This is a genomic window from Burkholderia sp. JKS000303, from assembly GCF_002563755.1.
Lineage (GTDB): Bacteria > Pseudomonadota > Gammaproteobacteria > Burkholderiales > Burkholderiaceae > Burkholderia > Burkholderia anthina_B.
This window is the reverse complement of sequence record NZ_PDBZ01000003.1, coordinates 534,950-547,647: the sequence shown is the minus strand read 5'-3', so window position 1 is coordinate 547,647 and position 12,698 is coordinate 534,950. Positions and strand designations below refer to the sequence as shown.

At 64.4% G+C, this 12,698-nt stretch carries 9 protein-coding genes and 1 pseudogene; 5 read left to right on the top strand and 5 right to left on the bottom strand.

Annotated features, from left to right (window positions below; translation table 11 throughout):
• Positions 1-9: 9 nt before the first annotated feature.
• Positions 10-909, bottom strand: a complete 900-nt coding sequence (locus BX604_RS30385) for a LysR family transcriptional regulator (RefSeq protein WP_098554520.1) — start codon at positions 907-909, stop codon at positions 10-12.
• Positions 910-1,067: 158 nt separating this feature from the next.
• Here BX604_RS30385 and BX604_RS30380 point away from each other — a divergent pair, with 158 nt between their 5' ends.
• Positions 1,068-2,276 carry a benzoate/H(+) symporter BenE family transporter gene (locus tag BX604_RS30380; protein ID WP_098554519.1) on the top strand — a complete coding sequence of 403 codons (1,209 nt, stop codon included), beginning with the start codon at positions 1,068-1,070 and terminating at the stop codon, positions 2,274-2,276.
• A 154-nt stretch (positions 2,277-2,430) separates the two neighbouring features.
• Here the strand turns inward: BX604_RS30380 and tssJ are convergent, their stop codons facing one another.
• Positions 2,431-2,853 carry a type VI secretion system lipoprotein TssJ gene (gene tssJ / locus BX604_RS30375; protein ID WP_279609333.1) on the bottom strand — a complete coding sequence of 141 codons (423 nt, stop codon included), beginning with the start codon at positions 2,851-2,853 and terminating at the stop codon, positions 2,431-2,433.
• Between the two features lie 135 nt (positions 2,854-2,988).
• On the opposite strand from tssJ, the pseudogene BX604_RS30370 reads away from it, so the two are divergent.
• Positions 2,989-3,258 (top strand): annotated as a pseudogene (locus BX604_RS30370) (GPW/gp25 family protein); the annotation flags it as partial.
• A gap of 82 nt (positions 3,259-3,340) precedes the next feature.
• On the opposite strand, the gene BX604_RS30365 reads toward BX604_RS30370, so the two are convergent.
• The 3 genes from BX604_RS30365 to BX604_RS30350 form a co-directional block, all read right to left on the bottom strand.
• Positions 3,341-4,234 (bottom strand): NmrA family NAD(P)-binding protein, encoded by an 894-nt coding sequence (locus BX604_RS30365; protein WP_098554517.1) that lies wholly within the window; start codon positions 4,232-4,234, stop codon positions 3,341-3,343.
• Positions 4,235-4,476: 242 nt separating this feature from the next.
• A complete protein-coding gene (locus BX604_RS30360) occupies positions 4,477-5,382 on the bottom strand; it encodes an AraC family transcriptional regulator (protein WP_098554516.1) in 906 nt (301 codons plus the stop codon).
• Between the two features lie 417 nt (positions 5,383-5,799).
• Positions 5,800-6,753 (bottom strand): LysR family transcriptional regulator, encoded by a 954-nt coding sequence (locus tag BX604_RS30350; protein ID WP_098554515.1) that lies wholly within the window; start codon positions 6,751-6,753, stop codon positions 5,800-5,802.
• A 100-nt stretch (positions 6,754-6,853) separates the two neighbouring features.
• Between BX604_RS30350 and BX604_RS30345 the strand changes: the two genes are divergently transcribed.
• The 3 genes from BX604_RS30345 to BX604_RS30335 all read left to right on the top strand — a co-directional run bounded on the left by BX604_RS30345 (position 6,854) and on the right by BX604_RS30335 (position 12,695).
• Entirely contained in the window at positions 6,854-8,212 is a 1,359-nt protein-coding gene (locus BX604_RS30345; protein ID WP_098554514.1) for an NAD(P)/FAD-dependent oxidoreductase, read from the top strand.
• Between the two features lie 316 nt (positions 8,213-8,528).
• The gene (locus BX604_RS30340) at positions 8,529-8,972 is read left to right on the top strand and encodes a phosphatase (RefSeq protein ID WP_098554513.1); all 444 of its coding nucleotides are present in this window, start codon (positions 8,529-8,531) and stop codon (positions 8,970-8,972) included.
• A gap of 876 nt (positions 8,973-9,848) precedes the next feature.
• On the top strand, positions 9,849-12,695 hold the full coding sequence (locus tag BX604_RS30335) for a type VI secretion system Vgr family protein (protein WP_098554512.1): 2,847 nt from the start codon (positions 9,849-9,851) through the stop codon (positions 12,693-12,695).
• The last annotated feature ends 3 nt before the right edge of the window (positions 12,696-12,698 follow it).

The following is a 12,698-nucleotide window of genomic DNA, read 5'->3' as shown; positions in this document are numbered from 1 at the left end:
TCGCCGGTGTCACCATGCGCGCTCGCGCACCAGCTCGCCGATCCAGTCGATGAACACCCGCAGCCGCGGCGACAGATGGCCGCGATGCGGATACAGCACCGACAACGGCAACGGCGGCGGACGCAGCCGCGTGAGAATCTCCGTCAGCGTGCCGCCGCGCAGCTTCTCCACCACGTGATAGCGCGGCACCTGAATGATCCCGAGCCCGGCCTCGCACGCCGTCACGTACGCGTCGCCGTTGTTGACCGACACCGATGCGGGCAACTCCGTCGTCTGAGCGTTGTCGTCCGTGCCGAACACGAGCGGCACGCGCTTGCCGCTCGACGCCGACACGTACGCGACTTCGCGATGCTTCGCGAGATCGGCGAGATTGCGCGGCCGGCCATGCTCGGCCAGATAGCCCGGGCTCGCGCACGTGACCTGCTCGAGCATGCCGACGCGGCGCGCGACCAGCGACGAATCGGTCAGCTCGCCGATCCGCACGACACAGTCGACGCTTTCCCGCGCGAGGTCGACGCGGCGGTCGCCGACGCTGATGTCGAGCGTGACCTGCGGATAGCGCATGAAGAATTCGGGAAGCGCCGGAATCACGACGAGCCGCGCGAACGAACTCGCGAGATCGACCTTCAGCGCGCCCTGTGGATGGCGCGCCGCGTGCGAGAACGACGCTTCGGCCTCGTCGATGCCGTCCAGGATATCCACGCAGCGCCGGTAGTACGCCGTGCCGTCGACCGTCGCACTCACGTGCCGCGTCGTGCGCACCAGCAGCCGCGCGCCGAGGTGCGACTCGAGCTGCTTCATGATCTGCGTCGCCGACGCGCGCTGCATGCCGAGCTGTTGCGCGGCGCGCGTGAAGCTGCCGGAATCGACGATGCACGTGAAGAGCCGCATCGCCAGCAATCTGTCCATCTGGTTCGCCCGGACTGTTTATCGAAAGTAAACAGTGTTGATATCCGGCGATGAATTGTCAATTCCACCGACAACGCCGAAAATGTCGGCTCCTCCGGGCTATCAGGCAACCCTCCGCTGCGGATCCGGCCCCGGCCGCGCGCGCTACCCCTACGACGATGCAACCGAACACCTCGCCCGGCGCGACCCGCTCGATCGGCAACGACTGGTCCATCTCCGCGATTACAGCGGGCTTTCTCGCGGTCCTGATTTCGTACGCGGGCCCGCTCGCGATCTTCTTCCAGGGCGCGCAGGCCGCGCATGCGTCCAATGCAATGGTGTCGTCGTGGGTCTGGGCGATCTCGATCGGCGCCGGCGTGTCGGGCCTGTTCGCGAGCTGGAAGCTGAAGGTGCCGGTGATCACTGCCTGGTCGGCGCCCGGCACCGCGCTGCTCGTCGGCCTGTTTCCGCAACTGACGCTGAACCAGGCTGTCGGCGCGTACATCACCGCTGCGCTGATCATCCTCGTGATCGGCATCACCGGCTATTTCGACCGGCTCGTGCGCCACATTCCGCGCGGCATCGCGTGCGGGATGATGGCCGGCATCCTGCTGCCGTTCGGCATGCACGCGTTCTCCGCCGCCACCGCGCAGCCGGTGCTCGGGTTCGGGATGATCGCCGCGTACGTGATCTTCAAGCGCGTGCTGCCGCGCTACAGCATCGTGCTCGTGCTGCTCACCGGCGCCGCGCTCGCGACGCTGCTCGGGATGACGCATCTCGGCAACGTGTCGCCGAGCATCGCGCGGCCGATCTTCATCGCGCCCGAATGGACGCTCGGCACGACGCTCAGCCTGGCGCTGCCGCTCGTCGTCGTGAGCCTCACCGGCCAGTTCCTGCCGGGCATGGCGATCCTGCGCGTGTCCGGCTACCACACGAGCGCGCGGCCGATCATCACCGCGACCAGCGTGATGTCGCTCGTCGTCGCGTGCTTCGGCGGAATCACGATCGTCGTTGCGGCGATCACCGCGGCGCTGTGCACCGGCAAGGATTCGCACGAGGATCCGGACCGGCGCTACATCGCCGGCATCGCGAACGGCGTGATCTACCTGATCGGCGGGCTCTTCGCGGGCACGATCGTCACGCTGTTCTTCGCGCTGCCGAAGGCGTTCGTCGCGATCCTCGCGGGGCTCGCGCTGATTGGCGCGATCGGGTCGAACGTGCACGGGATCTTCGAGGACGAGGCGCACCGCGAAGCGTCGGTGATCACGTTCCTCGCGACCGCGTCGGGGATGACGTGGCTCGGGCTCGGGTCGGCATTCTGGGGGATCGTGATCGGGTCGGTGGCGTATGTGGTGACGAGCAGGACGCGGGGGCGTCGGGACGTTTGAGCAGGCGCACGGTGCCGCCCTCGATCACTCGATGCAATGCCTTCCCGGGCGCGGGTTCGCCGGATGTCGTGGTTCAGTTCATCGAGCGCGCGAATCAGGTCGGGTCGTGTCCTTCGCATTGCGGGGATCGTAACGACGACCGGCCAGTCAGGCACTACCTCGAGGTGTTGCGAGGAGCGCCGCTGGCCAGCAGAAGCTGATCGACAAGCTCGAGTTTCAACGGCTTGTCCGCATCGAGCTTCTTCTTTTCGATCACGTACTTCCACCCGTCACCGTTGCCCGGGTTGCGGTAGAACGCCACGATCGCGATGTATTTCGTATCGGCCTGCATCGGCTGCGAAAGGCTCGCCGACGCCCCCGGGTTCAGCACGGCGGCAAGGTTCGCCTGCAGGTCCTGTGCAAGGACCGTCCGGTCGTTCTTCAGCAGGTCCTCGTAGGATGCGCCATCGAACATCTTGCGGTCCTTCAACTGATACACGCGCACCGCGACCGATGTCGCTCGACCGGCGTCGTCGGGGTTCAATGCCTCCCGAGCGGACAGATCGACGTTGAGCACCTTCACCTGCTTGAAGAACACCGCGCGATATGCGCTGGAAGAGGTGTCCGAGACGGACTGCCAGGCGCCGCATGCAGCACTTCCGCGCCCATCATCGACAGGAAATTCGGCGCAAGATGCGACAGTACACGCCACTGGAACCGGTCGTCCGTCGGCGGATATGGTCTGCCGGATCTGACGAACATCTACAAGGCGCTGCCCGCATCAGCCCACATGCTCAAGCAGCAGATGGAGGCGACGCTCCTGAAATATGAGCCTCGCATCCGCTCCATCGACGTCGACATCCTCGAAAATGATGATCCTGGCGTGCTGGTGAGTTTTGAAATGACCTGCCATCTGAAGAAGGCCGGACTCGTGCGGCTCGGGACGTACTTCGAGCCGCCCGGGCGCATGTGGCTGAAGCGCAGGACTTCGGGGCACGGTTAAAGTGCGCCCTGCAGTCCGGACCGGGTTTCGTAACTTGCCAACCCGGTCCATCAACATCAACCCCGGATAGCGGCTGCTCGCATCACACCGGCGCCGCCTGCTCGCGCACCAGCACAGCGAGCGCCTCCTCCGGTGCCGTCACGCCATACACACGCTCCGACACGCCGTCCTCCACATCGATCTGCCCCGCGTTGTGCACGTCGTACAAATCAACGATCAGTTGCGCATGACGCTCGCTGAGCCCTGCGCGTAACAGCGTCGCAGTCCATGCATCGCGCGGCAGTTCACGCGCGACGATCTGACGATCAGCCGCCGCACCGAGCATCTCCGCGATGTCGAGCACACTCATACGCTGCGGTCCTTCGATGCTGACGATACGCGGCCCGTTACCGAATTCAGTCCGATCGAGCAGCAGCCGCGCCGCCGCGACACCCACGTCGGGCGCCCAGACCGTCGGAAACCTCTTGTCGACCGGATGATGAAAACTCGGCAGCACGCCGGTTGCGAGCGCGACCGGCAGGATGCGCGTCCAGTTCTGCAGATGCTCGGCCGAACGCAACAGCGTGAGCTGCGTCGGAACCGTCTTCAGCGTTGCTTCCAGACGATGAAAGAGCCGCGTGATGCCCGTGTTGCCGTCGCGTTCCGCGCCGTAGTCCGACAACGCGAGCAGCACCGGCGGCGGATTCGCGGCGAGTGCGCCGGTCACGAGGTCGATCGTCCGCTCCATCGTCGCGGCCGGGTCGCTGTCGGCAACGGGCACCGGACACAGCATCTGCACGGCTTGCGCGCCGTCGATCGCCGCGGCGACCGAGCGTGCGTCGGTGAGGTCGGCAATCGCGACGTCGCAGCCGAGTTGCGCGAAGCGATCGCGCCGGTGTGCGTCGCGCAGCACCGCGCGCACGGGGTGGCCTGCATGGCGCAGGGTCGTCACGGTCGACAAGCCGACGTTGCCTGATGCTCCGAAAATCACGAACACGATCCGCTCCTGGGGGATGAAGGTGGGGTGATTGTCGGCGCTCGCGGCCGCGAGGGCGCGCAGGGATGGATGAGGCGGAACAGGAAAGGATGGCGGCTTAGGCCGCTGTCGGGTTCGTCCGCTGCATGGCAGGCGCTGTCATTGTCGAACAGCGTGATTTTTGTTGGCATGCCCATGCCCGACGGCCAGCGGATTCACCGACCGCCGGCCCGCGCGGAGCACCAGCCTGTTGCCGCGGTTGCTCAACGGCTCTCACCGTCATGTGCAAGCCTCAACCCGCCCCGCGCCCCCGACCGCGCGATCTCCGTCGGCGTCGCCCCCAGCACGCGATTCATCCAGTTCGCCATGTGGCTCTGATGCGCAAACCCGGCTTCGAGCGCGATCTGGCTGATGCTCAGCCGCCCTTCGAGCAGCAGCGCCTTCGCGCGCTCGACCCGACGCCGCACCACATACTGGTGCACCGGCATCCCGAGCGTCTCGCGGAACAGCACCTTGAAATGCGGCACGCTGATCGACACGAGCGCCGCGAGCTCGACGAGCGTCATCCGCCGTTCGAGATTCGCCTCGACATAGTCGATCACGCGCGCCGCCGCTTTCGGCGCGAGCATGCGCCGACGCTCGCGGAACGCCGGCTGGCTGTCGACCAGCCGCGCGACGAGCGCCGTGCACAGGCTCTCCGCATAGAGCGGATCCGATGCATTCTCCGCCTCGAGTTCGGCGGCCATCGCCCACGCGATGTGTTGCAGACGCGGATCGCGCACCTGCAGCCGGCGGCGAATCCGCGCCTGCGACGGCTTCAGCTCGAGCTGCTCGAACGTGCGCCGCACGAACGTGTCGCTGAGCGCAATGTGCAGGATCCGGCAGTCGGCGCTGTCGGTCCACCGGCCCGGCAGGCCGGCCGGAATCACGTCGACGTCGCCATGCGCCTGGATGCGCGACACGCGCTCGCCGTCGCACACGCAATCCGCGCGAACGGGCGAGCCGATATGCACGCCGATGCGGTGATGATCGGCAGCGGGAATCCGGTATGTGCCCGCGCGGATCTCCAGCAGCGCTGCGCCAAAGCCGTGCCAGCCCAGGCCGCGGCTGGAGCGCAGGCTGACCGGCACGCCGTTGTCCGTTGGCGCGGCGAGAATCGGATCGCTCATGGTGTCCCTCCACCCGATCGGTGTCGAACGCGCATTGTGACGCTTTTTCGGGACGCTTGCCGGGTCTGGCCAGCCATTCCCGCACGTTGCAGAAAAAGATCATCCGTTTCTGCTCCGGCCCATCCTTGCGTGCGCGCCAGCGGGCGCGGCGACGCCTACGATCGCCTCATCCGACACCTACGGAGCCCGTCATGCCCGATTGCTGCCCGCCTCGCACGACGTTTGCCGCGCCGCCGTCCGGCGCCGCCCGCGTTGCCTCCCTGCCCCGTTCCGATTCCCGCTTGGGCAACCTCCGAACCGCAATTGCCACGCAATGCCTGCGCGTGCTCGGCTGGTACGGGCTCGAACGGCTGCTCGCGTCGATTCCCGACAGCAACGACGACTTCGGAATCGGCTGACCAGCCGTCATGATCTGCGTTACTTGCGCCGGCGTTCGGGCGGCGCCACCGTCGCGCCGTCGATCACCGGCGCGCCCTGCTTGATCAGGAAGTCGCGGAACAGCCCCGTCACCTGCGAGATGCGTCGGTCGGCGAGCGTGATCACGTACCACTCGCGCACGATCGGGTTGCCCGGAAACGGCAGTTGCCCGAGCAGCCCCGTGCGCAGCTCGAGTGCACACGCGTGCAACGACAGGAATGCGATGCCGAGCCCGGCTTCGGCCATCTGCTTGATCGCCTCGTTGCTCGACAGTTCGGAGCCCACATGGAAGCGGTGCCCTGCCGTCTTGAACAGGCTCTCGACGGTCGAGCGCGTGCCCGCGCCGCGTTCGCGCACGAGCAGGTGCGCGGATTCGAGATCCTTCAGCGCGACGCGCTTGCGCTGCATCAACGGATGCCCCGGCGCCGCGACGAACACCATCGGATGCTTCGCGAACTCGACCGCGTGCGTGCGCAGCTCCTTCGGCGCGCTGCCCATCACCGCGAGATCGATTTCATGCGTGGCGAGCATGCGGATGATGTCGTCGCGATTGCCCACCTTGAAATAGGTCTTCACGTGCGGCCGCGTCGCGGTGAATTTCACCAGCAGCGGCGGGATCAGGTACTCGGCCGTCGTGATCGCGCCGATCCGCAGCGTGCCGCCGAGATCGCCCGTCAGCGCGGCCACTTCGTCGCCGGCCTCGCTCCACAGATGCAGGATCTCGCGCGCATAGCGCGACACGATCTCTCCGGCCGCGGTCAGCTGCACGCCGCGCCCCACCCGCTGCAGCAACGCGGCGCCCACGGCCTCCTCGAGCAGGCGAACCTGCAGCGATACCGCCGGCTGCGTGAGGTTCAGCTCCTCGGCCGCGCGCGACACGCTGCCGAGCCGCGCAATCATGTCCAGTGCCTTCAGCTGCCGGAATGTCGCGGTCTTTCCTATAAGTGAATACATATGAGTCGCTTATAAACATTAAATTGTTCGAGTGGGTTCGAAACTATATCGTCGGTTCTTGAGCAATGTCATCCGAATCGTCATCAGCGGGAGCCACAACATGGACAACATCACGCCTATCCTTGCAACGGATCGCGCACCGCGCGTGCCGCGCATCGTGATCGTCGGCGGCGGCGCCGGCGGCCTGCACCTCGCCACGCGCCTCGGCGACACGGTCGGGCGCCGCGGGCAAGCCGACGTCGTGCTCGTCGACCGCTACCCGACGCACTTCTGGAAGCCGCTGCTGCACGAAGCCGCGTCGGGCCATCGCGATCCGGCATCGCACACGATCGAATACGCGGCGCAGGCGAAGCGTCACGGCTTTCGCTTCGTGCAGGGCGCGCTGCAGCGGGTCGACCGCGCGGCCCGCACGGCGACGATCGCCGCCGTGCACGATGCGGACGGCACGGAAATCCTGCCGCAGCGCGAACTCGACTACGACGATCTCGTGCTGGCCGTCGGCAGCGTGACGAACTTCTTCAACGTGCCGGGGGCCGCGCGCCACGCGTTGCCGCTCGAAAACCTCGATCAGGCCGAGGATTTCCGCCGCAAGTTCCTCGCCGCGTGCACGAAGGCGAATCACCTGGCCGAGCAGCAGCCCGCGCGGCGTGCGGCGCCGATCTGCATCAACGTGATCGGCGCGGGCGCCACCGGCGTCGAGCTGGCCGCGGCGCTGCGGCACGCGATCCAGCAGTTGACGACGTATCGCTTCAAGGCGCTGGTGTCCGCACGCGACGTGCACATCCGGCTGATCGAAGGCGGCCCGCGCATCCTGCCCGCGCTCGACGAACGGCTGTCAGGCAAGATGCACGCGCAGTTGCGCACGCTGAACGTCGACGTGCTGACGGATACGCGCGTCGCGGAAGTCGGCGCGGACGCGGTCACGACCGCGGCCGGCGAGCGCCTCGCGAGCGACATCACGATCTGGGCGGCCGGCGTCGCGGGCCCCGCGATCCTGCGCGAACTCGGCGACATCGCGCTGAACCGGTCGAACCAGGTGATCGTGACCGACACGTTGCAGACGCCCGACGATCCGCACGTGTATGCGTTCGGCGACTGCGCCGCATGCCCGTCGGCCGATGCGGGCGGGTTCCTGCCGCCGCGCGCGCAGGTCGCGCACCAGCAGGCCGTGTATCTCGGCGAAGCGCTCGTGCGGCGGCTTGCCGGCAAGCCGGTGACGGGCTTCACGTTCCGCGACGCGGGCACGGTCGTGTCGCTCGGGCAGGCGGGTGCGGTGTACCAGGGCGACCTCGGCGTGCGCTCGCGCTCGCTGATCGTCGACGGGCTCGCTGCGATCGGCCTGTACAAGTTCCTGTATCGCAAGCACCTGTTCAGCGTGTACGGGTTGAAGCGCGCGTTGTTCCAGTCGCTGAGCCACTGGCTGCAAAGCCGCAACCAGCCGTCGATCAAGCTGCACTGATCGCTCGCGGGCACGTTGCATGACGGCGTATCGGGCCGATCGCCCGGTACGCCGTTTTTTTACATGCACACAACCGGTGCATTCGAATCGGGCACGTGTTTGGTGCATCACATTGAAGCCGGTCGATACGATGCAATTCATGCGCGCGGCCCGCATCGCATGCATCCCCCGCCGGCTCTGGCCTGCTGCCCGATTCATTAGCCAAATCGTATGAGTCACATATAAATATTAATTGGTCGCGTATTCCGGGTGGACGCTAAGGTGTGTGGCATTCCCGTCCGCGAACGGATCTTCACGTCTCAGGAGAGGAATCACCGTGGTCATCGAAGCTATCGTCACCCGTCTCGACGCCGCCTTTGCGCAGATCGAAGCGACACCGGATTCACATGAATCGCGCAACCAGCGCGATGCGATCATCCAGTGGCTCGACAGCGCATCGGAGCAAGGCTATCGACTCGGTCTCGTCACGACGCTGCCGGCCGACCGGCTCAGCGACATGTTCGAAGGTCAGTTCGGCCGCGCGAACCTCGACCGCTTCTCGGTCGTCGTGAGCGACGCCAACCAGCAGGACTCCGTATCAAATCAGCATCCGTTCGACGTCGCGCTGCAGGCGCTCGGCGTGCCGCCGGAACGTGCGGTCGCCGTTGCGAGCAGCGAACCGGAACGCCGCGAAGCTGAAGTCTTCGGCCTGTCGCGCTGCGTGCGCATCACCGACACGGTGCGGTCGATCGCGCCGGCAGGACGATCAGGCCGTTGGTAAACGGAGTCGAGGTATTTCCCGCCGTCGGTGCGAACGTGTGTGTGCGCGCCGAATGGCATCGGGACCAGCATGAGGCCACCCGAATGCGGCTGGTGGCCTGTTTCAGCTTCATGTCTGGTCCTCTGGCTTAATGCGCCCCGCTGTCGCGTGACGTCTGCTGGCTGACTGTACGACACGATTCTGAAGGTCGTTGGACGATGTCCGCACGACTCGGATATCGTACGAACGACTCACTAAATCAGCACCCACTCGAAATCCCCGCTGCGGATTCCCCACCGTTGCGGGTACTGATACCGCTCGCCCTGCGCATACTGAATCCCGACCACATGCAGTGGGCGACGCGGCCCTTCAGTCTCCATCCCCCCAGCAATGATGTTCACGACGTCGTACGAACAAGATGAAATTCATTGCCACATCTCCTGATGGCGGCTCGAATTCTGAACGGCCGGAGCGGAAAGACGTAGCCGGTACCGACGGGGCTTCCCGTGGTTTCTCATTTGCATTGCTTGATTGCTGCACCGCGTTTATGCGAGCGTGGCGCAGGTTCCGGCACTCTTTTCACACAGGGCCGACAACGGGTGTGCGGTAAATGAGCGTGGCACGACGCACGGGGTGGGATCGCGGCGGCTGATCCGCCGGGGAATTCGATCACGGCGGGGTATCGCTTCGTGGCGCGAGATACGTCGCTGTCGAGCGTCACGGTACTGCCGGGTACAGGTGCGAGTGACGGTGCGGCAGCACACAATTACTAACGCCATTCAACTACATAAATTAATCATTACGTTTTTCATTATTTGAATCCCGCCCGATTGACGTCACAGAATCGTCATTCGTAGAATCCCGAATCAAGAACAACATAATTCTGAGAGAGGCGCTATGGATGCGCACAGCATGATCGGGACGATCACGGGAGGGCTGGCACAGCGGGAACGGCTTCTCAAGCTCGATACCCCGCTCGGCAGCAACGTTCTGATCCCCCACCGGGTGTTGGGGCAGTCTCGCATCGGTCGAGATTACCTGTTCATGATCGACTGCGTGTCGACATCGAACGATGTCCAGCTCAAGGCACTGATTTCGCAGCCCATCACGCTGTGGATTCAGCAAACCGACAAAACCTATCTTCCTCACCACGGCTACGTCCATACCGCCAGAAAACTCGGCGTGGATGGTGGCCTTGCCTGTTATCAGCTCAGTTTCTCGTCGTGGCTGCATTTCCTGAAGTTCCGACGGGACCAGCGCCACTGGCAAGACAAGAGCGTCGACGCGATCGTTACCGACGTATTCAATGACCATCCCCAGGCACGCGGGATGTATCGTTTCGAATTGTCCCAACCGCTGCCTTCCCGTTCATACTGCCGTCAGGACGAAACCGACTGGAACTTCGTGCATCGGCTTCTCGAATCCGAGGGGCTGTATGGAATCTGGCAACAGGCCCAGGACGGAAAATCGCATACGCTGGTGATCACCGACCATCTCCAGACGCTCGAGCCGCTTGCTCCGGCGACGGTCGACTTTTCCCGCGCGAGCGCTCAAGGTGAAGTGGATGCATTCACGCAGTGGGCAGGAACCCGGACGCTGCAATCCGTCCTGTTGTCGACTCGAACGTTCGACTACAAGAATCCATCGACGCCGGCCAATCCGAAGGCGACATCGGTGCCCACGATGGCGAATCAGGGCGACCTCCCGTCGCAGACCGAAGTGTATGAATACACCGGCGGCTATACGTACCCCGAACAGGAGCGTGGTGATCATCTCGGCAAGATCCGCATGGAGGAGTGGGAATCTCGCGCGAAACGTTACGACGGTGTCGGTGGCGTCCGCCGAATCGATGCGGGGCGGCGATTCACGCTGACGGGTCATCCCGAGCATGATCAGGATGCGGCGGATCACCGGGAATTCGCAGTGATCGAGGTCGAGTGGATCATCGTCAACAACGTTCCTCTTTCCGGTCACGAAGCGAATTACCCGCATAGCCTCTATCAGGCCGTGAAGCAGGCCGATGCGGACGACACCGAGAAGTCGTTCGCCGTACCGCATATCGACGGCTCGACGGGCTTCTATCGAATCGCCATCGAAGCGCAGCGTACGTCGGTTCCTTATCACAGCCCTCTCGAACATGGAAAACCCGAAGCAAAGCTTGAATCAGCCATCGTGGCCGGCCCGAAAGGGCAACAAGCGTATACCGACGAGCTGAACCGCATCAAGGTGCTGTTCATCTGGGACAGGCACAACGAAGGCGACGAGCGGGCTTCGTGCTGGGTGCGTGTCGCGCAATCCGACACTGGCGACGGGTACGGCGGTGTTCATATGCCGCGAGCCGGCGAGGAACTGCTGATCGGCCATATCGGGAACGACATCGATCGTCCGATTGCATTGCACCGGGTGTACAACGGGACCTCCAAGCCACGATGGCATTCGAATGCTCTTCTGTCGGGTTACCGGTCCCAGGAATTTTCGGGAAGTGGTTACAACCAGATGGTGATGGACGATTCGACGGGGCAGAACCGCGTGCACCTGTATAGCAGCAGTACGAACGCCGCGTTGCACCTGGGCTACCTGGTCGATCAAACCGATAATGCGCGCGGCAGCTATCTGGGTAGGGGCTTCGATCTGAGTTCGGAGGCCTACGGGGCGTTGCGAGCAGGACGAGGACTGCTCGTGACGACACACCCCGTCGCCAGTCAACCCCTCGATGCCAGCCTGGCGACACGTCAGCTGAGCGGCTCGGCGAACGTGCTCGACGGCTTGTCACAGGCGAGCGAAACGTCGAAGGCGGAAAGCCTGAAGGATGGCCACGACGCGTTCAAGGCGTTTGCCGAGGCGACGCAGCACAACGAATCAGGTGCGGCCAGTGGTGGCGGCGTGACCGCGGGCGGCGGGACTGGCAATGCCGGCGCGTTCACGCGCCCCGTGATTCTGGTTGCTGCGCCTGCCGGCATTGGTCTGTCGACGCAGCAGTCGACGCACGTTGCCGCGGATCAGCACGTCAATATCGTCAGCGGGCAAAGCACCCACGTTGCGACCGGCAAGTCGCTTGTCGCCAGCATTACGGAGAAACTGAGCCTGTTCGTCCAGAACGCCGGGATGAAACTGTTTGCTGCGAAGGGGAAGATCGAGGTTCAGACCCATGCGGACAACGTCGAAGTGACGGCGCAGAAGTCGCTGTTGCTTGCCTCCGTGACCGAGAAGGTCCAGGCATCGGCCCAGCAGGAAATCCTGTTGACGTCGGGTGGCGCGTACATCCGGCTCAAGGGCGGTGACATCGAGATTCATGCGCCCGGCAAGATCGACATCAAGGGGGCACAGCATGCGTTCAGTGGTCCTGCGCAAATGGATGTCACCAATCCTGCGTTCAAGGATCTGCCGACGCGACGCCTGATGCTGAATACCATGGCATCGCCGTCGGCAACCAGCGTCGTTCCGGTGGGCATGCCCTACAAGCTTTATGCGGACGGAGCACTGGTCAAGCAAGGCGTGTTCGACAAGACGGGGCAGTTGCCGATCGATCATCAGGTCACGACGCAGAAGTACACACTGGAAATGGCGAACGGGGTGAAGCACGAGATTCCGGTTCCGGGAGAGTATCGGGATGCGGCAAACGGAAAACTCGCGAATCAGGGGTTTCAGTTTCTCGAGAGTTCACCTGACGACGAAGTCGCTCCCGACCGGGCCGTCCATCGCCAACAGTACAACGATCTGCTCAATCCTTCTTCGGACGCATAGCTC

Excerpts from the sequence above, each read along its gene's own strand:
- BX604_RS30345 (WP_098554514.1), top strand. The coding sequence starts at position 6,854 with ATGGACAACATCACGCCTATCCTTGCAACGGATCGCGCACCGCGCGTG.
- BX604_RS30360 (WP_098554516.1), bottom strand. The coding sequence starts at position 5,382 with ATGAGCGATCCGATTCTCGCCGCGCCAACGGACAACGGCGTGCCGGTC.
- BX604_RS30385 (WP_098554520.1), bottom strand. The coding sequence starts at position 909 with ATGGACAGATTGCTGGCGATGCGGCTCTTCACGTGCATCGTCGATTCC.
- BX604_RS30380 (WP_098554519.1), top strand. The coding sequence starts at position 1,068 with ATGCAACCGAACACCTCGCCCGGCGCGACCCGCTCGATCGGCAACGAC.
- BX604_RS30350 (WP_098554515.1), bottom strand. The coding sequence starts at position 6,753 with ATGTATTCACTTATAGGAAAGACCGCGACATTCCGGCAGCTGAAGGCA.
- BX604_RS30335 (WP_098554512.1), top strand. The coding sequence starts at position 9,849 with ATGGATGCGCACAGCATGATCGGGACGATCACGGGAGGGCTGGCACAG.